This window comes from Acrocarpospora phusangensis, from assembly GCF_016862995.1.
GTDB classification, from domain to species: Bacteria; Actinomycetota; Actinomycetes; order Streptosporangiales; family Streptosporangiaceae; genus Acrocarpospora; species Acrocarpospora phusangensis.
In genome coordinates this window covers 1-25,232 of sequence record NZ_BOOA01000100.1, presented here as the reverse complement: position 1 = coordinate 25,232, position 25,232 = coordinate 1, and the positions used below count along the sequence as shown (strand labels likewise).

Here is a 25,232-nt window from a genome sequence, read left to right as displayed (position 1 = left end):
GGATCGCGGGCATCAGCGGCTGTTCGTGGCCGCGGGGGCGCTGCTGGGCGTCGCCGCGGCCGGGTCCGGGGTCGCGCTGTTCGTGGACGACGTGCACGAGGCCGACGACGGGAGCCTGCGGCTGCTGCACTACCTGGCCAGGGCCACCCGGCACGAGCAGGTCGCGCTCGTGGTGGCGCACCGCGACGGCGCCGAGCGTGAGCCGCTGGCCGAGTTCGAGACCAGCCTGACCCGCCGCGAGGGAACCGTACGGGTGCCCGTGCCGCCGCTGGCGCGATCCGCGACGGAGGCCCTGGTCCGGGCGGTCGCCCCCGGGCTGGCGGACGGGGCGGTGGAGCGGATCTGGCGGTTGTCGGCGGGGTTGCCGTTCGCCGCCGCCGAGCTGGCCCGCGCCGCGGCGGGCAGTGGTTCTCCCCCGCCACCGGCCGACGGGTTGCTGACCGGGCGCCTGCCGGCGAGCACGCGGGAGCCGCTCACCCGGGTGGCCGTGGCCGGGCTGGCGTTCGACATCGACGAGTTCGTGGCGCTGACCGGCCTCCCCGATCAGCAGGCGTACGCCCAGTTGCAGTCGGCGCTGTCGGCCCGGGTCATCGAGCGCGCCGAGACGGGGTACCGGTTCCGGCACGCGCTGCTGCGCGAGGAACTGGTGGCCGGGCTGCCGCCGGAGCGGCTGGCGGGGTTGCATCGCGACGCGGCGCAGCGGCTCGGGGACCTGGGGGCCTCGCCGGCCCGGGTCGGGCATCATCTGGTCGCGGCGGGGGCGGTGCGTGAGGCCGTACCGCATCTGGTGGCGGCGGCGAAGACCGAGGCGGCGGTCGGCGCGTACCGGGACGCGCTGGTGCTGCTGGACGCCGCCCGGGGGCACGCGACCGGCCGGGCGCGCGTGGAGGCGGCCGTGCTGCGCGGGGAGTTGCTGGACTCGCTCGGGGATCCCGGCGCGGTGGAGGCGTACCGGGACGCGGTGCGGGTGGGCTCGGGGGAGCTGCGGCGGCGGGCGCGGGCCGGGCTGGCGCGGGCGGCCACGCTCTCCGGCGACCTGGCCACCGGCGCGGACGCCCTGGCCGGTCTCGATCTCAACGGCGGACCGAACGACGTGGCGATCCTGCTGGCGCGCGGCAACCTGGCCTACTTCCAGGGCGACCTGGACGCCGCCTGGCGGGTGACCGAGCGGGCCCGCGAACTCATGGCGGCCGGGGAGGAGAACGATCGCCTGCTCGACCTGGTCTCGCTCCAGGGCCTGGTCGCGCACAGCCGCGGCGAATGGTTCGAACGCCTCGGCCTCGAACTGCGGTATGGCCAGCACTCCCCCCAGGTGGCGACGGCCGTCTTCGACTCCCACCTGTGCGTCGCCGAATACCTTCTGTACGGGCCGATGCCGTACCCGCGCGTCATCGAGCTGGCGGGGGTGCTTCGCGACACCGCGCGGCGCTCCGGTGTGCTGCGGGCCGTCGCGTTCGCCTCCGCCCTGCTCGGCGAGGCCGCGCTGCTCTCCGGGGACCTCGCCCTGGCGGAGGCGGAGCTGGCCGAGGCCGCCGACCTGCACCAGGACATCGGCGCGCGGTCCGGGGAGGCGCACTGCCTGCAACGCCTCGCCGAAGTGCACCTGGCCCGCGGCGACCGGGCCCTGGCCAGGGAACTCTGCGAACGGGCCCTGCCCCTGGCCCGCTGGTCCGCCATCGCCCGGCACCTGCTCCAGCGCGTCTACGGCACCCTCATCGCCGCCGCCGACACCCCCGAGGCGGCCAGAGACGTCGTGGTCCGCGCCGAGGCCACCCTCAGCGACTCGGAATTCTGCCCGTTCTGCGCGGTGATGCTGGCCGTCCCCGCCGCGACCGCCTGCGCCGACGCCGGCGACCTCCCCGCCGCCCGGCGCCACCTGGCCATCGCCGAACGCTCAGCCCAGCTCTGGGACGGCACCGCCTGGCAGGCCGCCGTCTGCGAGGCCCGCGCCCACCTCGCCGTCGCCGAAAACGACCAGAACACCGCCACTCGTCTCCTGGAACAGGCCCACCGCATCTTCACCGCCATCGGCCAGCCCCTGGACGCCCAACGCTGCCGGCTCTTCCAGGAGGGCCTGTCTCAGCCCACCACCAGCGCCACCAACGCATAAGCCGCCATACCGGCAAGCAGGACACGCCCCATCGACTGACGAAAAACCGCCACGACCGCGCCCACCCCGAGCGCAGCCCACACCGCGGCGGCCGGAACCTTAGGCGACGTCGCGCCCAGATCCAGCAGCGTGATGACGTTCTTCCCCGTGGTGTACGACCCGCGTCCCCGCGGGCGAAACGAATGTCCGCCCGCACTCTGACCGCACACCCTTCTCCCGACCTTCCCCCAGGGAAGACCCGGGGAAGACGAGTCGGCTCTCCTGAACCCATGCGTACCCACGAAGATCACCGGCCGGTCACGGCCGCCACACCCATGACCGACCTCGGCACCGTCCTCAGCGTCTGGGCCCACCCGGACGACGAGGCCTACCTCGCCGCGGGCCTCATGATGAACGCCCGCGCGGCCGGCCACCGCGTGGCCGTCGTCACCGCCACCCGCGGCGAACACGGCACCCCCGACCCGGACACCTGGCCCCCCGAGCGGCTCGCCCCCTTACGCGAACGCGAACTCGCGACCAGCCTCGCCGTCCTCGACATCACCGAACACCACTGGCTCGACCATCGGGACGGAACCCTCGCCACCATCTCCGACCACCACGGCGCCACCCAGATCGCCGACCTCATCGACGCCGTACGCCCCGGCCTCATCGTCACGTTCGGCCCCGACGGCATGACCGGCCACCCCGACCACCGCGCCATCTCCCGCTGGGTCACCCGCGCCTGGCACCAGACCGGCCGCCACCCCCGCCTCTGGTACGCCACCGTCACCCCCGAATTCCACTCCACCTGGCACACCGTCAACACCACCGCAGGCCTCTGGCCCAACCCCGCCGACGCCCCCTGCACCCCCACCCCCGACCTGGCCCACACCGTCCACTGCGCAGGCCCCACCCTCACCCGCAAATACGAAGCCCTCCGCGCCCACCACTCCCAGACCGCCCCCCTCATCACCCTCCTCGGCGAACCCACCTACCGCTCCTGGTGGTCCACCGAATACTTCGTAGCCGCCGTCTAGACGGGCTGGTACGGGTGGGTCAGCGTCATGGGCGTACGGGCCGCTTCCAGAGCACGCTCGGGGAAGCGCGGACCGGCGAGATAGGTACGGGCGCGCGTACGCCCGACGGGGGTGAGGACCTCGGCCGTGACCAGATCGCGCAGGTCGCGCTGGGCCTGCTGGAGGCTGAGCCCTTCGGCGTGCTCGTAGCGTGACCGGCGGGCACGGCCGAACATCGCCACCTCGTAGAGGGCGGCGACGATCCGTTCGTCAGCGCCGGTGCTCTCCGCGAAATCGGACAGAATTCCCCAGACGACCCGCGAGCGGTCGACCCGGCCCTGAACCGTCTGAGCCTGCTGGTGGTACGCGACGAGGTTGAACCGGATCCAGCCGGACACGTCCTGGTCGGGCAGGTAGCGGGGGCCGCGCTGCGCGAGTTCCCGGTAGTACTCCCACGTGTTCCCCGGACGCCCGAGCCAGGCCTCGATGGAGGAGAACTCCGGGGCCAGCACACCCTCCCGCGCGATCATCAGAGTCTGCAACGACCGGGACATCCGCCCGTTCCCATCCGCCCACGGATGAATCGAGACCAGGTGCAAATGCCCCATAGCCGCACGAATTAGCGGATGGGTACGGTCGTCCGCGTTCAGCCAGTCGACCAACTCCGCCATCAGTGCCGGAACCTCGCCCGCGTCCGGACCCGTATACGCGGCGATGCTGGGATCACGCGGATCGGTCACATACACGGGACCCCGGCGCCACTGCCCCGCCGGCTTGCGAACGCTGTGGCGGTGGCCCTGAAGCATCCAGTGCAGCCCGTTCAGCAGCCCTTTGCCGTAGGAGAAGTCAGGCGCGTCATGAAGCGTCTGGATGTAGGTCATCATCCGCTGGTACGCCAGGGTCTCCTCGCGGTTCACCTCCGAGACCTCGACGTCGCGCTCACCGTCCATGAGGTCCTCCACGTCCACCGTGGACACGCGAAATCCCTCGATGAAGTTCGAGGCCGCGACGGCGTCGGCCGTGAGGTACTTCCGCAGTCGCTCGGCCCACTCGGCCGACGCGCTCCTCAACTGGTGACGTAGCTCCTGCCGCATCGTCTCGATGTCGGCCACGACTCGATCGTCGTCAGGGGTGAGTGCGGGGGTCGGAAACAGCACCCATGAATGATCGCGTCAACGGCGGCGCCAGATGTCGGGTTCGCCGGAGGTGCGGGTTAGTTGGCCTTTGAGTTCCAGCCAGACGAGGTGGGCGAGGGTCTCGTTGTTGGCGGAGCGTTGCATGAAGGGGGGGATGGTGTCCCAGGGGCGGGACCAGGTGAGGCGGGAGGCGAGGTCCCAGCAGGTGATGCCGTCGGACTGGCCGACGGTAGTGGCGACCTCGGTGAGGCGGTCCTCGTGGTGGCCGACGACGGAGTCGACGCGGGCGGCGAGGTCGGTGAAGCGGTACTCGTGGGCGGGGAGGACCTCGGTGACGTCGAGTTTGGCGATGGCGTGGAGGGCGTCGAGGTAGTCGGCGAGGGGGTTGGGGGCTGACTGGGGGTGCACGGCCACGATGGGGGTGATCTTGGCGAGGACGTGGTCGCCGGAGAAGAGCAGGCGGCGCGTGGGTTCGGCGAAGCAGAGGTGGCCCGGGGAGTGGCCGGGGGTCCAGCGGGCCTGGAGGTCCCAGCCGGGGATGTCGAGGTGCTGGCCGTCCTCGATGAGGCGGTCGGGGGCGGCCATGGCGACCATGTGCCTGATCATCATGGAGGCGCCGGCGAGTTCCTGGGCGGTGAGGCCAGGGACGCCGCAGCGGAGCAGGAGGGCGCGTTCGCGGGCGATCAGCTGGTCGATGGCCGAGTCGTCGTAGCGGTCGTGGAGGAGCCGGGCGTCGGCGGGGTGGAGGCCGATCCAGGCGCCGGTGTTCTCGCGGATGCGCCCGGCCAGGCCGTAGTGGTCGGGATGAATGTGGGTGACGAGGACGGCCTGAACGTCGCTCATCTGGTAGCCCGCGAGGGCCAGGCCCGCGGCCAGCGCGTCGTACGCCTCGTCGGTGTTCCAGCCCGCGTCGATGAGGGTGACGCCGCCGGGGTGTTCGAGGGCGTAGACGATGACGTAGCGCAGCGGGTTGATGGGGATCGGTACGGGGATCGACCAGAGGCCGGGCCGTACCTGCTCGACGGCGGGGAGTCGTTTGTCGAGCCAGGCATCCCGTTGCGCGGGGTTCGCGGGGTTCGCCAGTTTGGTCACGCCGTCGATTGTGCCTCCTTGGTAGAACATCCTTCTATTCGGGGTGGGGGAAGACGCACGTACAGCAATGCGAGCAGGAGGGTCACGGCGGCGCAGACCGCCCACGCCCAGCCGACACCGCCCGCGGCGGCGAACGCGCCGAGGGCGACCGCCGATGCCGTGCCGCCGGCCTGGAGCAGCAGCGAGTTCACCGAGAGCACGGTGGCGCGCGTGCCGGACGCCACCCGGCGATGGAGCAGGTCCATCCGGATGACCTCGCTCAGCGAAAGCCCTGCGAAGATCAGGACATATCCGGACCCGGCACCGATCATTCCGGCGGCTCCGATCAGGACGACCGACCAGGCGAGGCCACCGACCGCGACCGCCGTCACCACGGTCCCGGCGACGGCGGCCCTCTCGGAGGTGGCGAAACGCCGGGCGAACCAGGGCGCCAGCGATCCGCCCACCGCGTTGGCCGCGAACCCGATGGCGGCCACGGCCGCGTAGGCCGTGCTTCCCGTCTCCACGTCCCCGGTCAGCGCGGCCAGCCGGCCCGGCGTCAGCATCTCGATCGCGTTCAGCATCACGCCGAGCCCGACGGCCACCAGCAGCAGCCGCCCGACTCCCCGATCCCGCACCGCGACCGCGAACCCGGCCCGCACGGCCACCGGCACCCCGCGCAACACCGCACCCGCGGACAGCCGCCGCGCGCGCCGGGGCTCCCGCAGCGCCACCGCCGCGGCCACCAGCAGCAGCACGCCCGCGCCCGCCCCGGCCCAGATCGGCGCCGCCAGCCCCGCCCCCGGCACGATCAGCGGCAGCAGCCCGCCGACCACCACCCCGCCGCAGAGCGCGACGGAACTGGCCACGGACCCGGCCGCCAGTCCCGGCTTGAGATCCGCGTCCGGCCCTTCGGCCTCGTGCAGCGCGTCCACGAACCAGGCTTCCACCGGCCCGCTCGACAGCGCCCTGGCGATGCCCTTGAGCACCATCGCCACGATGAACCAGCCCACCGAGTGGGCCAACGCCAGCACGCTCAGCCCGGCCACCGTGAACACCGCCGAGACCACCACGACCACCCGGCGGCCGATCACGTCGGCCAGCCCTCCGGTGGGCAGCTCCAGCGCGGTCACGGTCAGCCCGTAGATGGCGAAGATCACCCCGACCTCGGCCAAGCTGACCCCGCGTGAGGTCATCAGCAGCACCTGCGGCGCCATCATCAGGCCAGGCGGCAACCAGGCCAGGAAGCACACGACGACCATCCGCCATCGGATCGATCGAGGGGACATAACAGTCAGCCTTCCAAGGGGGTCAGCGAACTCCGGCCGGCGGCGGCAGTGCCCCGGAACTCGGATCAGCGAAAGGCCGGGGTGGCGCGGGCAAGCGCCTCCGGCTCACGTCGGCGAACACGAGCGGGAACCTCCGGAATGGGATGTCGGGGACGGGCAAACGCTTCCCGAGGCGTCAGCGGGGGGAGTCGGGGTGGCGGGGGTAGGCGCCCAGGTAGATGTGGACCTGTTCGGCGCCGGCCGCCGCCTCGTCGAGTTCGGACATCTCGTCGATGAGGGCGGCCACCCGCTCGTACAGCGTCACGACGGAGGCGGGGGTGAGGCGGGCGACCTGGTCGGACATGCCCGCCGCCTCGATCCACGCGTAGCTCCAGGTGTCGTGTTCGCGGTGGAAGGCGTCGATGTCGGAGGTCATGATCTCCAGCTGGCGGTGGCGCATGAACGCGGCGGCCTCGCGCCCTTCGGGGGTGGCGCCGAGTTCGGCGTTGTTCCAGGAGGTGTACCGGTGCCGGGCCCGCCAGCGGCGTTCGCGCCGGTCGCGCGGCGCGGGGTCCTCCTCGGCGAAGCCGAAGCGGGCCAGCTGGCGCAGGTGGTAGCTGGTCGAGCCGGAGCTCTCGCCGAAGCGCTGGGCCAGTTCGGTGGCGGTCGCGGGCCCGTCGACGCGCAGCGCGCCGAGCAGCCGGACCCGGAGGGGATGCGCGACCGCCTTGAGGGTGCGCGGGTCGGTGACGTGATACACCTCGTCCATATCGCAAAGATACCTTTGCAAATGATTCTTTGCAATCGTGAAACTTTCATGGCCCGAAGCGGGAATCGGCCGGTCACGGTGGACCGTGGCAACCGACGCGTTGACTACCCGGAAACGTGTTGGAAACATCGATGAACCCACAGTTATGGGAGCGCTCCCACCTCCCAGCACGGCCGGCCCCCGCAACCGAGGTGCACCTTGAGACCAACCCTGAAACACGCCCTAGCCGCGTTCTCCGCGTTAGCCCTGCTCGTGACCGCGCTCACCCCCACCGCCGCCCACGCGGAGGGACCCGAGCAGATCTCCAACGGCACGTTCGACACCACGACCGCGCCCTGGTGGAACACCGGCAACCTCACCGTGGGCATCGACAACGGGCGGCTCTGCGCCGACGTCCCCGGCGGCACCGTCAACCCCTGGGACGCGATCATCGGCCTGGACAACATCCCCCTGGTGGCCGGTGAGACCTACGCCTACACCTTCTTCGCCACCGCCACCCCCGCCCGGGTGGTCCGCGCCCTCGTCCAGCTGCCGGTGGACCCGTTCACCGCGTACCTGGCGGCCAACCCGGAGCTCAGCGTCTCCGGCAACACCTACGACTACACCTTCACCTCGCCGGTGGACCTGCCCAACGGCCAGGTCGCCTTCCAGATCGGCGGCAGCGCCACCCCGTGGCGGTTCTGCCTGGACAACGTCTCCCTCACCGGCGGCGCCGAGCCCGAGGTGTACGTCCCCGACACCGGCCCCCGCGTCCGCGTCAACATGGTCGCCTACCTGCCCAAGGGTCCCAAGAACGCCACCGTCGTGACCACCGCGGCCAGCTGGCTCCCCTGGCAGCTGAAGAACTCCGGCGGCACGGTGGTCGCGCAGGGCAAGACCACCCCGCGCGGCGTGGACGCCTCCTCCGGCCAGAACGTGCACTCGATCGACTTCGGCGCCTACACCCGCACCGGCACCGGCTTCACGCTGACCGCCGACGGGGAGACCAGCCGCCCGTTCGACATCTCGGCCACCGCGTACGACCAGCTCAAGCTGGACGCGCTCAAGTTCTACTACACCCAGCGCAGCGGCATCGCCATCGACGACGCGCTGCGCCCCGGCTACGGCCGCCCCGCCGGTCACATCGGCGTCGCCCCCAACCGGGGCGACACCAGCGTGCCCTGCCAGCCGGGCGTCTGCGACTACTCCCTGGACGTCTCCGGCGGCTGGTACGACGCCGGCGACCACGGCAAGTACGTCGTCAACGGCGGCATCAGCGCCTGGCAGGTGATGAGCACCTTCGAGCGCACCAAAAACGCCGCCACCGCCGAGCCCATCGGCGGCCTCAACATCCCGGAGAGCGGCAACCCGGTGCCCGACGTGCTCGACGAGGCCCGCTGGGAGCAGGAGTTCCTGCTGAAGATGCAGCGTCCCGACGGCATGGCCCACCACAAGATCCACGACCAGAACTGGACCGGCCTGCCGCTGCTGCCGCACGTGGACCCGCAGCTGCGCGAGCTGCACCCGGTCTCCACCGCGGCCACCCTCAACCTGGCCGCCACCGCCGCCCAGGCCGCCCGCCTGTTCGCCCCGTACGACGCGGCCTTCGCGGCCAGAAACCTGACCGCGGCCAAGAAGGCGTGGACGGCCGCCAAGGCCAACCCGGCCGTGCTGGCCTCCCCCGCCGACGGCAACGGCGGCGGCACCTACAGCGACGACAACGTGACCGACGAGTTCTACTGGGCCGCGGCCGAGCTCTACATCAGCACCGGCGAGAAGGAGTACAAGGACTACATCCTGGCCTCGCCGCTGCACGCGGCCGACGTCTGGCGCGAGCGCGGCTTCGACTGGGCCGCCACCGCCCAGCTGGGCCGCCTGGACCTGGCCACCGTGCCGAACGCGCTGCCCGGCCGCGCCGCCGTGCGCGCCTCGGTCCTGGCCGGCGCCGACAAGTACCTGGCCACCCTGAAGGCCCACCCGTACGGCGTGCCGTACGCGCCCGCCGACAACGTCTACGACTGGGGTTCCAACAACCTGGTGCTGAACAACATGGCGGTCATGGCCGCCGCGTACGACATCAGCGGCCAGAAGAAGTACCTGGACGGCGTGCTGGAGGCCATGGACCACATCCTCGGTCGCAACGCGCTCAACCAGTCGTACGTGACCGGCTACGGCGAGGTGGCCTCCAAGAACCAGCACAGCCGCTGGTACGCCCGCCAGCTCAACCCCGACCTGCCCAACCCGCCGCGCGGCACCCTGTCCGGCGGCCCGAACTCCTCCATCCAGGACCCGGTGGCGCAGTCCAAGCTGCAGGGCTGCAAGCCGCAGTTCTGCTACATCGACGACATCGAGTCCTGGTCCACCAACGAGCTGACCATCAACTGGAACGCGCCGCTCTCCCAGCTCTCGGCGTTCATCGCCGACCAGGGTGACGGCTCGGTGACGTCGCCCGGCAAGTGCGACGTGGACTACAAGATCCTCGGCTCGGTCTCGCAGGGCTTCGCGGCCGAGGTGTCCGTCAAGAACACCGGCTCCAGCACGATCAACGGCTGGTCGCTCGTGTGGTCCTTCCTCGGCGGCCAGAAGGTGCTGGCCTCCGTGGGCGCGGACCACAGCCAGAGCGGCGCGACCGTGACCGCCAAGAACACCCACTCCAACAAGCAGATCAAGCCGGGCAAGACGGTGAAGTTCGGCTTCGTCGCCAAGAGCGCCCCCGGCGCCAACCCGGTCCCCGACCTGATCACTCTCAACGGGTCGGCCTGTAAGTAGCGGACCAGGGGCCCGCGGCCGTTGCGCCGCGGGCCCTACCCTGGTCGGTGTGATCGAGGAAATCTGGGTGGACGACCGCGTCCGCGACCTGCGGCCCGACTTCGCCGTGCTCGTCATCGGCGCGTACGGGCTGCGCAACGGCCCTTCCGACGAACGTTCCCGGGCCTGGCTGGCCGAGGCGGCGGCGGAGGCCGTACCGCTCGATCACGAGAAGATCGAGGCGTGGCGGGCCGCCTACCGCGCCTTCGGCGCCAAGCCCCAGCGCACCCGTCCCTCGGTGGACGCCCTCATCCGGCGCATGCCGCTCCCCGAGATCAACCTGGTCGTGGACGCGTACAACGCCGTGTCCGTACGGCACGCGCTGCCCGTCGGCGGCGAGGACGCCGGGCACTACGCGGGCCCGGCCCGGCTGGTGCGCGCCGCCGGGGACGAGCCGTCGGACGAGGTCCTGGGCGAGCCGGAGATCGGCGAGGTGGTCTGGCGGGACGATCTGGGCGTCACCTGCCGCCGCTGGAACTGGCGGCAGTGCGTGCGGACCCGCATCACCGAACAGACCGTGGACGCGGTCTTCCTGCTGGAGCGCCTGGAACCGATGTCGATCGGGGAACTGACCGGCGCGGGCGACGAACTCGTGAATCTGCTGGGCCAGATCACCCCAGGAGTGCGGACCGAAATCCGCTTGTTGGCCTGAGAGGGTTTGCGACGCCCCAAGGGAGATAGCCCATAGGCTGTGAGGGGGGCGCGCCTCACTATCGTGGGCGAGTAGCCTTGGACAGGTTCTTAACATCAACGCCGATCTGCGGAAGAGGGCGATTTCCGCCGTGTCGTCAGAGTCGTCGCGGTCAAACCCGCTGACAAGCTTCGGGCAAAACGAGTGGCTTGTCGACGAGCTGTACCAGAAGTATCTCCAGGATCCCGAGTCGGTGGACAAGGCCTGGTGGCACTTCTTCGCTGATTACAACGGGACGGGGAAGACAACAGCCCCGCCCCCGGGAGCCCCCAACGGCGCCACCCCTGCCGCCGCTCCCGTAACCCCGACCCCGCAGGCGGCTCCAACCCCCAAGGCGACCCCGAAGGCGGCCCCCAAGCCGGCCGAGACGGCTCCGCCGAAGGCGGCCCCCAAGGTCGCGACTCCCGTGCCCGCGGGCGCGGAGGAGGAGAAGCTGCGCGGCGCCGCCGCCAGGACCGCCCTCAACATGGAGGCGTCCCTCGCGGTGCCGACCGCGACCAGCGTGCGCGCGGTCCCGGCCAAGCTGCTGATCGACAACCGGATCGTCATCAACAACCACCTGTCCCGCGGGCGCGGCGGCAAGATCTCCTTCACGCACCTGATCGGTTACGCGATCGTCCGGGCGCTGAAGAGCATGCCGGAGATGAACCACGCCTACGCCGAGGTGGACGGCAAGCCGACCCTGATCAAGCCCGAGCACGTGGGCATGGGCCTGGCCATCGACGTGCAGAAGAGCGACGGCACCCGGCAGCTGCTGGTCCCGTCCATCAAGCAGGCCGACACCCTCGACTTCCAGCACTTCTGGATGGCGTACGAGGAGATCGTGCGCAAGGCCAGGGCCGGCAAGCTGGGCGTGGACGACTTCCAGGGCACCACGATCTCGCTGACCAACCCGGGCACCATCGGCACCGTGCACTCGGTGCCGCGGCTGATGCCCGGCCAGGGCACGATCATCGGCGTCGGCGCGATGGAGTACCCGGCCGAGTACCAGGGCGCCTCCGGCGACACCCTGTCGCGGCTGGCCATCAGCAAGGTGATGACGCTCACCTCGACCTACGACCACCGGATCATCCAGGGCGCCCAGTCGGGCGACTTCCTGCGCCGGATCCACCAGCTGCTGCTGGGCGCGGACGGCTTCTACGACGACATCTTCGAGTCGCTGCGCATTCCGTACGAGCCGGTCCGGTGGACCCAGGACGTGTCGGCCACGCACGACGACGACGTGGCCAAGTCGGCCCGGGTCATCGAGCTGATCCACGCGTACCGGGTGCGCGGCCACCTGATGGCCGACACCGACCCGCTGGAGTACCGCCAGCGCAAGCACCCCGACCTGGACATCACCAAGCACGGCCTGACCCTGTGGGACCTGGAGCGCGAGTTCCCCACCGGCGGTTTCGGCGGTCGCCCGCTGATGACGCTGCGCGAGGTGCTGGGCGTGCTGCGCGACTCGTACTGCCGCACCGTCGGCATCGAGTACATGCACATCCAGGGCCCCGAGGAGCGGGCCTGGATCCAGGCCCGGGTGGAGAAGCCGCACGCCCGGCTGGACCGGGAAGAGCAGCTGCACGTGCTCAGCCGCCTCAACACCGCCGAGGCCTTCGAGACCTTCCTGCAGACCAAGTACGTGGGGCAGAAGCGCTTCTCGCTGGAGGGCGGCGAGTCGCTGATCCCGCTGCTGGACTCGGTGATCTGCTCGGCGGCGGCCGAGGAGCTGGACGAGGTCGTCATCGGCATGGCCCACCGGGGCCGCCTGAACGTGCTGGCCAACATCGTCGGCAAGTCGTACGCGCAGGTGTTCGGCGAGTTCGAGGGCAACCTGGACCCGCGCTCCGCGCACGGCTCCGGCGACGTGAAGTACCACCTCGGCGCGACCGGCGACTTCGTCTCCCCCGGCGGTAACAAGATCACCGCCTCGGTGGTGGCCAACCCGTCGCACCTGGAGGCCGTGGACCCGGTCCTGGAAGGCGTCGTGCGCGCCAAGCAGGACCTGCTGGAGCGCGGCGAGGAGGGCTTCACCGTGCTGCCCGTGCTGGTGCACGGCGACGCGGCCTTCGCCGGCCAGGGCGTGGTGGCGGAGACGCTGCACCTGTCCCAGCTGCGCGGCTACCGCACCGGCGGCACCGTGCACATCGTGGTCAACAACCAGGTGGGCTTCACCACCTCGCCCGCCTCGTCCCGCTCGTCGGTGTACGCGACGGACGTGGCCCAGATGATCCAGGCCCCGATCTTCCACGTGAACGGCGACGACCCCGAGGCCGTCGTCCGGGTCGGCAAGCTGGCCTTCGAGTACCGCCAGGCGTTCCGCAAGGACGTCGTGATCGACATGATCTGCTACCGGCGGCGCGGCCACAACGAGGCCGACAACCCGAGCTTCACCCAGCCGCTCATGTACGACCTGATCGACGCCAAGCGCTCCACCCGCAAGCTCTACACCGAGGCCCTGATCGGCCGCGGCGACATCTCGGTCGAGGAGGCCGAGCAGGCGCTGCGCGACTACCAGGAGCAGCTGGAGCGGGCCTTCACCGAGACCCGTGAGGCGTCCAAGAAGCCGCTGGAGCCGGGCGCGGTGGTCAAGCCCCCGGCCGACGAGGCCATCCCGTGGTCGCACGACGACGTCAAGTCGGCGATCTCCCAGGAGACGGTCAAGCGGGTCATCGACACCCAGCTGAACCTGCCCGAGGGCTTCACGGTGCACCCGCGCCTGTCGCCGGTGCTGCAGAAGCGCGGCTCGATGATCGAAGAGGACGCGATCGACTGGGCCACCGGCGAGGCGCTCGCCTTCGGCTCGCTGCTGCTGGACGGCCACCCCGTCCGCCTGGTCGGCCAGGACTCGCGCCGGGGCACCTTCGGCCAGCGGCACGCGGTGCTGGTGGACCGGGTGACCGGCGAGGACCACACCCCGCTGAAGACCTTCAACGAGGGCACCACGAAGTTCTACGTCTACGACTCGCTGCTCAGCGAGTTCGCGGCCCTGGGCTTCGAGTACGGCTACAGCGTGGTCCGCCCCGAGGCGCTGGTGCTCTGGGAGGCGCAGTTCGGCGACTTCGTCAACGGCGCGCAGTCGATCATCGACGAGTTCATCTCGTCCGGTGAGCAGAAGTGGGGCCAGCGCTCGTCGGTGGTGCTGCTGCTGCCGCACGGCTACGAGGGCCAGGGCCCGGACCACTCCTCCGCCAGGATCGAGCGGTTCCTGCAGCTGTGCGCGCTGGACAACATGACGGTGGCGCAGCCGACCACGCCGGCGAACTACTTCCACCTGCTGCGCTGGCAGGCGCTGTCGGACCGGCGCAAGCCGCTGATCGTGTTCACGCCCAAGTCGCTGCTGCGCGCCAAGGCGGCGGCCTCGGCCACGACCGACTTCACCTCCGGCGCGTTCCGGCCGGTGCTCGGGGACGAGACGGTGGACCCGTCGAAGGTCACCCGGGTGGTGCTCTGCTCGGGCCGGATCTACTACGACCTGGCCGCCGCCCGCGCCAAGTCGGGCCGCCAGGACGTGGCGATCGTGCGGCTGGAGCGGCTCTTCCCGTTCCCGGAGAACCCGCTCAAGGCCGAGCTGGCGCGGTACGCGCCGGATGTCGAGCTGGTCTGGACGCAGGACGAACCGGTCAACATGGGGCCGTGGCCGTACCTCGCGCTCAAGCTGACCGAGCGGCCGGACGCGCTGGCGGGCCGCCGCCTGCGCCGGGTGTCGCGGACCCCGAACTCGTCGCCGGCCGCGGGCTCGCACGCCGCGCACGACGCCGAGCTCGCCGCGATCGTGGACGAGATTTTCGGGTAGCAGGTCTGTTGGGAAGTCCCCCGCGGCCCGGGCTGCGGGGGACTTCTCCGTATAGCGGATAGTGAGGCGACACCGTGTATTTCACCGACCGGGGCATCGAGGAGCTGGTCGAGCGCCGGGGCGAGGAGGAGGTGGCGATGCTCTGGCTGGCCGAGCGGCTGCGCGAGTTCGTCGACCTCAACCCCGATTTCGAGACGCCGATCGAGCGTCTGGCGACCTGGCTGGCCCGTCTGGACGACGAGGACGAGTGAGCGGGCCCGTCCCGGGATAACGCGATACATCTTGACTTTCGGCTAACGCGACATATCGTGTCTTTAGAGATGTTCGCGTGAAAGGCCATGCGCCATGCCTCGTTGGACCATAGAGAAACCCGAGCAGCTGACGTTCGGCCCGGTCACCGGGCTGTCGGTGCGGATCGTCGCGGGCCACCTGGCCGTGCTGGCCAGCGATGGCCCGCCCACCCTGGAAGTGAGCGACATCGGCGGCGCGCCGCTGGTGGTCGAGCACGACGAACAGGGCCGGCTGACCGTGAGCTACGGCGACCTCACCTGGGACGGCGTGCTCAGCTGGCTCCGGACCCAGGACCGGCGCTGCTCGATCACCCTGACCGTGCCGAAGGACTGCCCGGTGCAGGCCGGGGTGATCTCGGCGGGCGCGGTGCTGGCCGGCTTCGAGGGCCGGACCAAGGTCAAGAGCGTGTCCGGGAACATCGTGCTGGACGGCGTGAGCGGCGAGATCTCCGCCGAGACCGTGGCCGGCACGGTGGAGAGCCGGGCGCTGGCCGGGGATCTGACCTTCACCAGCGTCTCGGGCGAGCTGACCGTGGCCGACGGCGTGCCGCACCGGCTGCGCGCCAAGACGGTGACCGGCCGGATCACCGCCGACCTGGATCTCTCCCCGACCGGCGACGTCACGTTCGCCAGCATCTCGGGCTCGGTGTTCGTCCGCCTTCCCCGTACGGTCCAGACGGACGTGTCCCTCAGATCCACCTCCGGCGTGCTGGAGAGCGAGTTCCCCGGACTCGTGAACGGCAGCGTCCCCGGGCAGCGTTCGCTGTCGGGCCGGCTGGGCGGCGGCATGGCCTCGCTCCGGGCCACCACCGTCTCGGGGGAGATCACCCTGCTAAGTAAGGAAACAGCGGCATGAGTCCAGTTTTCGGGCACGGCCGGCTCCGGCTCTACCTGCTGAAGCTGCTGGAGGAGAGCCCCCGGCACGGCTACGAGGTGATCCGGTTGCTCCAGGACCGGTTCCTCGGCGTCTACTCCCCCTCCCCCGGCACGATCTACCCCCGGCTGGCGCGGCTGGAGGAGGAGGGCCTGGTCACCCACGAGGTGGTGGAGGGCAAGAAGGTCTTCACGCTGACCGACCAGGGCCGGGAGGAACTGTCCGACCGCATGGACGAGCTGGCCGACCTGGAGCGGGAGATCACCGCCTCGGTGCAGGACATCGCCCGCGAGGTCAAGGAGGACGTGCGCCAGACGGTCCGTTCGCTCCGCCAGGAGCTCACGCAGATGGCCAGGAACATCGCTCCCGAGGCCGGAAGCGGCGCGAGGGATTCCCGCGACTCCCGGGACATGCGGGACGCCTGGCGCGACCAGCGGGACGAGTGGCGGCGGCAGCGGGACCAGCAGCGGGACGAGTGGAACCGCCAGAAGCGGCAGTGGAAGGGCGAGACGGACCGCTGGAAGAACGAGTGGCGGCGGATCTGGACCGAGACCTGGTCGCTGACGGGCTTCCCGTTCGGCCCGGACCGGCCCGGCGGGGTCTCGCAGGAGCGGGCGAGCAGCAACGACGCCGCCCTGGGCGCCTCGCTGGCCGACTTCGTCTCCGACATCCGCTCGGGCGCCGCCGAGACCCGCCTGTCCGACGCCGACCTGGCCGCCTGCCGGGCCATCCTGGACGAGGCCGCGGCCCGGATCAAGGCGCGCTTCGACTCCTGACCCTGGCCTGGTAGGCGAGCGGCAGGTAGCGCAGCCGTTCCGGCAGCCGGGGGGCGACCGTGGCGACCACCCGGCCGAGCCGGCGCAGCCGCCGCTCGTCGGCCGCCGTCCACGCCAGGCCGAGCTTGTCCCGTACGGCCGGGGGCAGCGTGCCCACGATCAGGAAGAGGTTGACCCGGTTGGCCCCCAGCGCGTGCCGCCCCCACAGCCGCCTGAGCGCCCCCGGCAGGTACGGCGGGGCCACCGTGCGCCGGGCCGCGTCCAGCACGTCGTGGGCGGTCGGATGGTCCTCCAGGGTGTTGGCCACCATGTCGTCGAAGTACGCCCAGTAGTCGGCCACGGTCGCCGGGAACATGCGCTCCGGCACCTGGAGGATGCGCCCGAGCTGCTTGATCTCCTCGTAGGTCCGCCGCTCCTGTTCGGGCGTGAGCTCCTCGCCGAAGTACCTGGCCACGGTGACCGACCGCTCGAAGGCGGTCAGGTGCACCCACGCGTACGGCTCCGCCGACAGAGCGTGATATTTCCGGCCCTGGTCGTCGGTGCCGCTGATGTCCTTGTGGAGGGCGCGGAGGCGGTGGCCCTCCTCGACGGCGTCGGGGCCGCCGTACACCCAGGTGAGCAGGGAGGTGAGCGAGCGGTCCAGGCGGCCCCAGGGATCGGTGCGGTAGACCGACTGCTGGCCGATCGCCGCCCCGATCTGGGGGTGCATCACCTGCATGACCAGGGCGCCGCCGAGCACCAGCATCAGGCGGCGGTCGCCCATGCCGTCCCAGAGCAGCGAGCCGGGTCGGAACGGTTCGACGCGCGCGCTCTCCATACTCCTGTTTTATGCCTGTTTATACGGTGAAGACCACTTTGCCGAAGACATTCTCGGCGGCCATCGCGGCGAAGCCCTCCTCGGCCCGGTCCAGCGGCAGCACCCGGTCGATCACCGGGCGGATGCCGGTCTGGTCCAGGAAGACGGCCAGCCGGGCCAGCTGCTCCCGGGTCCCCATGGTGGAACCGATGATCGACTTCTGCTGGAAGAACACCTGCGCCAGCTTGGTCGGCGCGACCAGCCCGCTGGTGGCTCCGCAGATCACCACCCGCCCGCCCGGCCGCAGCGAGCTGAGCGAGTGGTCCCAGGTGGCCAGGCCGACGGTCTCCAGCACCGCGTCCACCCGTTCCGGCAGCCGCGCCCCGGTCTCGAAGACCTGGTCCGCGCCCAGCTCCAGAGCCCGCTCGCGCTTGTCCGCCGATCGGCTGGTGGCCCACACCCGCAGGCCCCCCGCCCGCCCCAGCGCGATCAGCGCCGTGGCCACGCCGCCGCCCGCGCCCTGCACCAGCACGGTCTGGCCCGGCCGTACGTCGGCCTTCTCGAAGAGCATGCGGTAGGCGGTCAGCCAGGCCGTCGGCAGGCAGGCGGCGTCCTCGAAGGACAGCCCGGCCGGTTTGGGCACCAGGTTGCCGCGCGGCACCGCGACCTTCTCCGCGAACGTGCCGTCGTACACCTCCGACAGCAGCGAACGTTTCGGGTCGAGCGTCTCGTCGCCCAGCACCGGCGTGCCGATGACCGCGTGCACGATGACCTCGCGGCCGTCCTCGTCCACCCCGGCGGCGTCGCAGCCCAGCACGATGGGCAGCCGGTCCTGGCTGATGCCGACGCCCTTCAGCGTCCACAGGTCGTGGTGGTTGAGCGCGGCGGCCTTGACCGAGACCGTCGTCCAGCCGTCGGGGACCGCCGGGTCCGGGCGCTCGCCGAGCGTCAGGCCCTTGAGCGGGTTGTCAGGATCGGTCTGCGAAGCGGTGACAGCGAACATGCCAGAACATTATCGACGAGAAACCCGTCCCATAGACAGCCGCATCACCGCCGTTCAGGTAACTCGCTGCTGCGGCTGCCCAGATCACGACTTTCTCATCGAGACTCGGGCCGGATCCGGATGACATCGACGGCCCGCTGCACGTAGTCCCGCCTGCCCGAGGCGGCCACCTGGTAGTCGCCCTTGCACGCCACCGCGAACGCCCCCGACCTGCGGGTGACGGCGGGTGAGACGCGGGAGCCCGGATCGCAGCCGGGCATGGGGGAGATCACCAGCAGCGGCCCGATCCCGCCGCCGATCCACAGCTGCGGGCCGACCGGCTGCCCGGCCATCACCCGCCCCGGCTCCAGCAGCTTGACCGGCGGATCCGTACGGAAGGTGAGGAAACCCTCCGGCGTCACCTCGCCGTGCACGCTCTCCGCCAGGACGAGGCGCTCCTCGAAGGTGAGCGGCATCGGCTGGTCCCGTACGGCGATGCGCCAGTCGTCGAAGCCGTACAGCAGGATCTGCCCGCCACCGCCGACCTGGCGGGGCCAGAGCGTCACCTCCGGCGTCAGCCGCCGGATCATCGGCCCGCCCGCGACCACCTCGGCATCGCCCTGGTAGGGCGCGATCAGCTCCCGGAAGGCCGTGCCCATCAGCACCGACGCGTACGGCCGCACGCCCAGCTCGGCCAGGCCCAGGTCGGCCGGATAGCTGATCCTGGCCCGGCTGCCGTCCGGGAAGACGACCCTGATGGTCCTGACCTCCTCGCCGGTCTCCTCGGGGTGGACCATGTTGGCCGCCGGCCGGAACGTGGACAGTTCGGGGAGCGGGGTGGGCGAGGGCGGCTCGGGCGTGCGGGTGTCCCGGCTGAACAGCACTCCCGCCACCGGGATCGCCACCGCCAGCGCGACCACCGCACCCGCGATCCAGCGCCGCCGTGAGGGCCGCTGCTCGATCACGTCGAACCCTGCCACAGCGAAATCATGAACCCCGCGCGCCCGGCTGGCAACCGCGTACTTATGTGACGCTTGTTGCGGGCGGGATGGAAATCAATGGAGACCGGCCTGGAATAACTTGTCAACCGATTCTCCACATGCCCTTCGACCTGCGAGAACAATTCATAACCGGCGGTTATGAATAACGGAAGGGCCACCAGGCAGAGCCTTCTCGTTATAACTGCGCCCAACGCGGCGGGCGGTCATTAACGTTCTATGCGTTTCCTCTGAATTGGGACGTGCCCTCAATTCGTCCCAGCTGATTAACGAGAAAGGCGTGAGGTGGATCGCCGCGACGGTCGGCAGCCCTGGTGGGCAACCGCGCGGCCCGTCCGAGCACGCGGGACTCGTTAAGAAAGGAGTCACATTGATCTCCCGAGCACGGCGCATCGCACTCCCCGTCGCCGGCGCGCTGGTCGCGTTCGGCGTCGTCGGCGCCAGCACCTCCGCCGCGGCCACCGGCCCGCAGGACGTCACCGCCTCGGCGGCGACCACCACCGCGGACGCGGCCACCTCGTTCTGGACGCCCGAGCGGCTTCGGGCGGCCAAGGACCGCACCGAAGAGCTGGGCAACTCCATCAAGGGTTCGGGCAGGCCCAGCGCCGCCGAGCCGGACGGCAAGGCCGGCCTGGTCCCGCCGATCGGCGGCGAGGCGAAGGTGACCACCAAGAGCAAGCAGGTCAACCTGCCCAACACGGTCGGCCGGGTGTTCTTCACCCTGCCGGGCAAGAACCCCTTCGACCCCAAGAGCTGGAAGTACTGCTCGGGTACTTCGCTGCAGGGCAAGTACCGCAACGTCGTCGCCACCGCGGGACACTGCGTGTACGACCCCGCCAGCAACCGGTTCTACGACAACTGGATCTTCATCCCGTCGTACTGGGATGGGAACCAGCCGTGGGAGGGCAAGACCCCGTACGGGATCTACCCCGCCAAGTGGTACCAGGCGCACGACGACTTCGTCGTGAAGGAGGACTACGACTACGACTACGCGTTCGTCAACGTCGCCTCCGGGTTCAAGGTCTCCTGGGAGAAGGGCAAGATCACCAAGACGCCGGTCGGCAGGCTCGGTGACAACGTGGGCGGCCAGGGCTTCACCTGGAACCGCAGCACGAAGGTCACCGTGTTCTCCTTCGGCTACCCCGCGGGCCCGCACCCCGACGGCGACCGTCCGTTCAGCGGTCGCACGATGAAGTTCTGCTACGGCAAGACCGCGGCCATGCCGGCCGCGGCCAAGTACAACGTGCAGGAGCACATCGGTCTCAAGTGCGGGATGACCGCGGGCGCCAGCGGCGGCCCGCTGCTCCTGAACTACAAGAGCAAGAGCCGCACCGGCTACCTCAACGGTGTCAACAGCATCGCCTGGGACACCGACGGAAACGACCGCTACGACCGTCTGTCCTCGCCGTACTTCAACAGCGAGACCTACGACGTCTACAAGGTCGCGGCCAACCGGTGGACCCAGTGATCCATCGATAGAGATCCACGGAAGGGGTCCGGCCTGTGCCGGGCCCCTTTCCCGTGTCCCCCGGAGTTTCCCGAGCGTCAGAAGTCGAAGATCGGGCCCGTCATGGCGCGCAGCTCGCACGCGTTGCCGTAGGTGCGCTCGAAGCTGAGGGTCCAGTTGTCCCAGCTGCCGACGGCGCTGACCGTGACCGGGTCGAAGTTCATCGGGCAGACGCTGTCCCGGTCGGGGTCCAGGAGGGAGATGTCGCCCTTGACGGTGGCCAGCTTGGCGCACGCCTCGGCGGCGTGGGGATGCGAGCCCTGCGGCGGCGAGCAGGCCAGCAGCACGGTGGCACGGCGGCGCGGCGACTCCGAGTCGTCCTTGATGCTGAGCACGAAGGCCCGCGTCCGCCGCGAGTTCCCCGACGAGTAGGACTTCGAGGACGATGACGAGGTAGAGGACGAAGTCGAGGTAGAGGTCGAGTTGGACGATCTGTTTTCCTGGACGGGCGGCGGCGGCGTGGCCGCCGTGCAGGTGACGATGACGGTGACGGCGAGAAGGGCGGAAAGAGGGCCCCCGAGCGGCAGACGCATGATCGCAACGATCTCCCCCGGCCACAGGTCGATCAAGCGCCCACTCCGCACCATGGAGAAATCTGACGCAGTACGGTCCCGTTCGGTTCCCCTTGTTTCATAACGAGACAGCCAAGAAGGTGTGCCGAAAGCCAGTGGATCTGGAAAAATCACCCCTTACGATCGATACCACCAGCGGAAAGGCCCCCGATGTCCAGGCGAACCCCCCTCAGCGCCCTAGGCGTGAGCGTGGCCGCCGTGCTCGCGACATCGCTGGTGAGTTCGGCGCCGGCCCTGGCCCAGACCCGCCAAGCGACGGTCCTGCCGAGCGACGTGATCACCTACGCGCTCGGCGCGAACGCGACGGACCTGCAGCGCATCGCCGCCTACTGGACCCCGGAACGCCTCCGCCAGGCCAGCACGTACGTGCCGAGCACCAAGCCGTCGGCGGGCACCCGATCCGCCCCCTCGGTCGCGGAGGTCGTGCCCGGCGGCAAGAGGGCCAGGACGGCCAAGGCCCCCGGCAAGAAGGCGGCCCAGAACCCGCCCATGGTCGGCAAGGTCTTCTTCAAGCTGGGCGCCAAGGAGTACTGGTGCTCCGGCTCGGTGGTGCACTCCAAGAACCGCAACCTGGTGGCCACCGCCGGCCACTGCGGCTACTCGCTGCCGCAGAACCGCCCGGTGGAGAACTGGATCTTCATCCCGTCGTACGAGAACGGCGACACCAACGCCGGGATCTACGTCGGGCACACGCTCTACCTGCACCTGGACTACCCGGGCAAGGGTGACTTCGACCGCGACTACGCGTTCGTGACCGTGAACCGCGGCTTCACCTGGAAGAACACCTCGGGTGGCTACCAGCGCGCCGACGCCGGGCGCCTGGAGGACAAGGTTGGCGCGTTCCGATTCGCCGCGACCAAAGGCACGTCGCTGGCGGTGAACGCGTTCGGCTACCCGGCGGGGGCGCATCCGGACGGGAGCCGGCCGTACAGCGGGCAGACCGTCCGCACGTGCAGCGGGGTCACCGACCGGAAGTACGTGACCGCCCCGACGTACCTGCTGAGCCACGGGGTGCTGCTGCGGTCGTGCATGTTCACCGCGGGCGCCAGCGGCGGGCCCTGGGTGCTGAACTACAACCGGGCCAGGCAGACCGGCTTCCTGAACGGCGTGACCAGTCTCACCTGGAACGTCAACGGCGACGGGCGGCTGGACGCGATCTCGACGCCCTTCTTCAACGCCGTCACCCAGCGCGTGTACAACGAGGCGGCGAAGCAGGCGACCGGCTGACCGGTGCCCGTGCGCTAACCGGTTAAGTGGTCTGCAAGCCACTAGAAAGCACAGCTGCATACCTTCACACCAGCACACCCTCTGGCTTGAAGGAGTCCCATGCACACCCGTGCGAAGAACCTCGTCCTCCTCACCGCCTCCGCAGGCTTACTCAGCGCCGCCCTGGTCTCCCCCGCCGCGGCCGCCGACGACGTGGCCGCCGATCCCCTGGCCGGCAGCGGCATCGCCGCCTGGAACGTCGTCGCCTTCTGGTACGCCGAGTCCAAGGCCAACCTGATCGCGGCCACGCCGTACGACGTGGAGACGAAGGTCGTCGCCAAGCACCTGTCCAAGGGCGGGCCCGCCGCCGACGGCAAGGCCGGCAAGGTCGAGCCCATCGGCGGCGCCGGTTCCACCAAGTCCAAGAACGTCAACCTGCCCAAGACCACCGGCAAGGTCTTCTTCCTCGACGCCGACAAGAACCCGCACTGGTGCACCGCCACCTCGCTCCAGTCCAAGTACCGGAACCTGGTGGCCACCGCCGGCCACTGCGTCTACGACACCGAGTCCAACGCCGCCACGATGAAGTACTGGGTCTTCGTGCCCGGCTACTACCAGGGCAAGACCCCGTGGGGCATCTACGTCGGCAAGCAGGCCTTCACCCACTACGACTTCGACGTGTACGAGGACTTCGACCGCGACTACGCCTTCGTCACGGTCTACAACGGCCTGAAGGCCCCGCACAGCGGCGGCCCGGTCGACGGCGACTGGAAGCAGGTCTCCAAGGCCGAGTACGACAAGTACCGCAGCTACGGCAGCAACGCGTGGGTGGTCAGCCACTACACGAAGAAGGTCGGCAGCAAGTACTACATCTGGAAGTTCGTGGACGCCGGCCGCCTCGGCGACAACGTGGGCGGGCAGGGCATCGCCTGGAACCAGAAGCGCAACGTCACCGACTACGTGTTCGGCTACCCGAGCGGGTCGCACCCGGACGGCAACTACGCCTACACCGGCCAGACCCAGAAGTGGTGCTACGGCAAGACCTTCGGCGCCTCGGCGGCGGCCATCAAGGCGGAGGAGCTGCTCGGCATCAAGTGCAGCTTCACCGGCGAGGGCTCCTCGGGCTCGGCGTGGCTCTACAAGTACAGCAACAGCACCCGCCGGGGCTTCCTGAACGGCGTCACGGCCGCGGTCTCCGACACCGACGGAAACGACCGGATCGACACCAGCCTCTCGCCGTACTTCGACGGCGAGACCTACGACATCTACAAGCACGCGGCGAACCTCTGGTCGGGGTCCATCGCGTAACTCCCCTCACGTAACTCTCGGTATAACCCCTAGGACCGAAGGGCCCGGCTGCGGCGCACACCAAGCCGGGCCCTTCGTTTTGTCCGTTTTCTGTCCCCAAAATTTCTTCCGAACCCGGTAAACCAAAGTGCCCCCCTGCGCGACCAGGGGTGATGGCCGATTTACCGGACGATGTGATCTGCATCACACTCCTCTGTGGCCCGTTCCACACCGGCCCCAGGAGTACCGAAAGCCCGAAGGGTCACATAGGCCCATTTAGCTGCTCAAACATCGCCGGTCCCTTTCGAACTCCGACATTTTCCGTCAGTCAGCTCAATAACGGAAATGTCTCGACTACCAGGCGTGATGGGTTGGATTCTTTGATCGTCTTATCCAACCAAGATCTGCGCGATATGGTCCGGGCTATCCCTTTCCTGACGCATGGGACGCAAGAGGCGTTCCACGACAGACCAAGGAGTTCCCCATGAAGCGCACTCTGGCCTTTGGTGGCGTTGTCGCCACCGCTGGTCTCCTGGCCGCGGGCCTCGCCGCCCCTGCCCAGGCCGCCGGTGACGTGGTCGGCACCCCGCTGGCCAACACCGGTCTCGCCGCGTACGAGATCACCAACTTCTGGCTGGGCGAAGCTGCCGCCAACCTGATCGCCGCCACGCCGTACGACGTGGAGACGAAGGTTGTCGCCAAGCACATTTCGACCGGCGGTCCCGCTGCGGACAGCAAGCCTGGTGTGGTCCCGGCGATCGGCGACGAGAAGAAGGCCGCCGCTAAGTCGAAGAACATCAACCTGCCCAAGACCTCGGGCAAGGTGTTCTTCAGCGACGGGTACGAGTGGGTCAAGGTCGAGAAGCCCGGCCGTGACTACTGGTACAAGAAGGCCAAGAACCCGCACTGGTGCACCGCGACGTCGATCCAGGCCGCGTACAAGAACCTTGTCGCGACCGCCGGCTCCTGTGTCTACGACACGGTGGGCAACAAGTCGACCATGGAGAACTGGGTGTTCGTGCCCGGTTACTACCAGGGCAAGACCCCGTGGGGCATCTACGTGGGCAAGCAGGCCTTCACCCACTACGACTTCGACGTCTACGAGGACGGCGACCGCGACTACGCGTTCGTCACCGTCTACAACGGCGTCAAGGGCCTGCACGACGGCAGCGCCGTGCTGGGCGGGTACAAGGAAGTGTCGAAGGCTGTCTACGACAACTTCCCCCGCGAGTGGCGTGAGAAGAAGTACCTGTGCTGGACCTGGAACGGCAAGTACTACGTCTGGGCGTTCGTTGACGCCGGCCGTCTCGGCGACAACGTCGGTGGCCAGGGCCTCGCG

Annotated in this window: 20 protein-coding genes; 12 read left to right on the top strand and 8 right to left on the bottom strand. The window is 69.8% G+C overall.

Annotated elements, in window-relative coordinates; translation table 11 throughout:
- Positions 1 to 2,110: ATP-binding protein (locus Aph01nite_RS35925; RefSeq protein ID WP_204045529.1), on the top strand; the 2,110-nt coding region annotated here is incomplete at its 5' end.
- Between the two features lie 269 nt (positions 2,111 to 2,379).
- Complete coding sequence (locus tag Aph01nite_RS35920) at positions 2,380 to 3,126, top strand: PIG-L deacetylase family protein (RefSeq protein WP_204045528.1); 747 nt, start codon at positions 2,380 to 2,382, stop codon at positions 3,124 to 3,126.
- Here Aph01nite_RS35920 and Aph01nite_RS35915 read toward each other — a convergent pair.
- The 4 genes from Aph01nite_RS35915 to Aph01nite_RS35900 form a co-directional block, all read right to left on the bottom strand.
- Complete coding sequence (locus Aph01nite_RS35915; protein ID WP_204045527.1) at positions 3,123 to 4,262, bottom strand: Fic family protein; 1,140 nt, start codon at positions 4,260 to 4,262, stop codon at positions 3,123 to 3,125. The two genes, Aph01nite_RS35920 and Aph01nite_RS35915, sit on opposite strands and share 4 nt — an antisense overlap.
- A gap of 15 nt (positions 4,263 to 4,277) precedes the next feature.
- Complete coding sequence (locus tag Aph01nite_RS35910; RefSeq protein WP_239162238.1) at positions 4,278 to 5,333, bottom strand: MBL fold metallo-hydrolase; 1,056 nt, start codon at positions 5,331 to 5,333, stop codon at positions 4,278 to 4,280.
- Complete coding sequence (locus Aph01nite_RS35905; RefSeq protein ID WP_204045526.1) at positions 5,330 to 6,601, bottom strand: MFS transporter; 1,272 nt, start codon at positions 6,599 to 6,601, stop codon at positions 5,330 to 5,332. Before Aph01nite_RS35905 ends, Aph01nite_RS35910 begins: the two co-directional genes overlap by 4 nt.
- 175 nt (positions 6,602 to 6,776) lie before the next feature.
- On the bottom strand, positions 6,777 to 7,349 hold the full coding sequence (locus tag Aph01nite_RS35900) for a winged helix-turn-helix domain-containing protein (protein ID WP_204045525.1): 573 nt from the start codon (positions 7,347 to 7,349) through the stop codon (positions 6,777 to 6,779).
- Positions 7,350 to 7,547: 198 nt separating this feature from the next.
- Between Aph01nite_RS35900 and Aph01nite_RS35895 the strand changes: the two genes are divergently transcribed.
- The 6 genes from Aph01nite_RS35895 (at position 7,548) to Aph01nite_RS35870 (ending at position 16,545) form a co-directional block, all read left to right on the top strand.
- Complete coding sequence (locus Aph01nite_RS35895; RefSeq protein ID WP_204045524.1) at positions 7,548 to 10,097, top strand: glycoside hydrolase family 9 protein; 2,550 nt, start codon at positions 7,548 to 7,550, stop codon at positions 10,095 to 10,097.
- Positions 10,098 to 10,146: 49 nt separating this feature from the next.
- On the top strand, positions 10,147 to 10,788 hold the full coding sequence (locus Aph01nite_RS35890) for a B3/B4 domain-containing protein (protein ID WP_204045523.1): 642 nt from the start codon (positions 10,147 to 10,149) through the stop codon (positions 10,786 to 10,788).
- A 130-nt stretch (positions 10,789 to 10,918) separates the two neighbouring features.
- Positions 10,919 to 14,605 (top strand): multifunctional oxoglutarate decarboxylase/oxoglutarate dehydrogenase thiamine pyrophosphate-binding subunit/dihydrolipoyllysine-residue succinyltransferase subunit, encoded by a 3,687-nt coding sequence (locus Aph01nite_RS35885; RefSeq protein WP_204045522.1) that lies wholly within the window; start codon positions 10,919 to 10,921, stop codon positions 14,603 to 14,605.
- Between the two features lie 74 nt (positions 14,606 to 14,679).
- On the top strand, positions 14,680 to 14,856 hold the full coding sequence (locus Aph01nite_RS35880; protein WP_170317160.1) for a DUF6104 family protein: 177 nt from the start codon (positions 14,680 to 14,682) through the stop codon (positions 14,854 to 14,856).
- 94 nt (positions 14,857 to 14,950) lie between these two features.
- Positions 14,951 to 15,751, top strand: a complete 801-nt coding sequence (locus tag Aph01nite_RS35875; protein ID WP_204045521.1) for a DUF4097 family beta strand repeat-containing protein — start codon at positions 14,951 to 14,953, stop codon at positions 15,749 to 15,751.
- Positions 15,748 to 16,545, top strand: a complete 798-nt coding sequence (locus tag Aph01nite_RS35870) for a PadR family transcriptional regulator (protein ID WP_204045520.1) — start codon at positions 15,748 to 15,750, stop codon at positions 16,543 to 16,545. The genes Aph01nite_RS35875 and Aph01nite_RS35870 overlap by 4 nt, the downstream gene beginning before the upstream one ends.
- Here the strand turns inward: Aph01nite_RS35870 and Aph01nite_RS35865 are convergent.
- The 3 genes from Aph01nite_RS35865 to Aph01nite_RS35855 form a co-directional block, all read right to left on the bottom strand.
- Complete coding sequence (locus Aph01nite_RS35865) at positions 16,523 to 17,362, bottom strand: oxygenase MpaB family protein (protein WP_204045519.1); 840 nt, start codon at positions 17,360 to 17,362, stop codon at positions 16,523 to 16,525. The two genes, Aph01nite_RS35870 and Aph01nite_RS35865, sit on opposite strands and share 23 nt — an antisense overlap.
- Before the next feature lie 19 nt (positions 17,363 to 17,381).
- A complete protein-coding gene (locus tag Aph01nite_RS35860; protein ID WP_204045518.1) occupies positions 17,382 to 18,344 on the bottom strand; it encodes a zinc-binding dehydrogenase in 963 nt (320 codons plus the stop codon).
- Between the two features lie 95 nt (positions 18,345 to 18,439).
- Positions 18,440 to 19,303 (bottom strand): hypothetical protein, encoded by an 864-nt coding sequence (locus tag Aph01nite_RS35855; RefSeq protein WP_204045517.1) that lies wholly within the window; start codon positions 19,301 to 19,303, stop codon positions 18,440 to 18,442.
- A 388-nt stretch (positions 19,304 to 19,691) separates the two neighbouring features.
- On the opposite strand from Aph01nite_RS35855, the gene Aph01nite_RS35850 reads away from it, so the two are divergent.
- On the top strand, positions 19,692 to 20,789 hold the full coding sequence (locus Aph01nite_RS35850) for a trypsin-like serine peptidase (RefSeq protein ID WP_204045516.1): 1,098 nt from the start codon (positions 19,692 to 19,694) through the stop codon (positions 20,787 to 20,789).
- Between the two features lie 77 nt (positions 20,790 to 20,866).
- On the opposite strand, the gene Aph01nite_RS35845 is transcribed toward Aph01nite_RS35850, so the two are convergent.
- On the bottom strand, positions 20,867 to 21,361 hold the full coding sequence (locus tag Aph01nite_RS35845) for an SSI family serine proteinase inhibitor (protein ID WP_204045515.1): 495 nt from the start codon (positions 21,359 to 21,361) through the stop codon (positions 20,867 to 20,869).
- A 189-nt stretch (positions 21,362 to 21,550) separates the two neighbouring features.
- On the opposite strand from Aph01nite_RS35845, the gene Aph01nite_RS35840 reads away from it, so the two are divergent.
- The 3 genes from Aph01nite_RS35840 to Aph01nite_RS35830 form a co-directional block, all read left to right on the top strand.
- Complete coding sequence (locus Aph01nite_RS35840) at positions 21,551 to 22,627, top strand: trypsin-like serine peptidase (protein ID WP_204045514.1); 1,077 nt, start codon at positions 21,551 to 21,553, stop codon at positions 22,625 to 22,627.
- Positions 22,628 to 22,726: 99 nt separating this feature from the next.
- On the top strand, positions 22,727 to 23,914 hold the full coding sequence (locus tag Aph01nite_RS35835) for a trypsin-like serine peptidase (protein ID WP_204045513.1): 1,188 nt from the start codon (positions 22,727 to 22,729) through the stop codon (positions 23,912 to 23,914).
- 463 nt (positions 23,915 to 24,377) lie between these two features.
- Positions 24,378 to 25,232, top strand: an 855-nt coding sequence (locus Aph01nite_RS35830) for a trypsin-like serine peptidase (RefSeq protein WP_239162237.1), incomplete at its 3' end; no start/stop codon positions are given.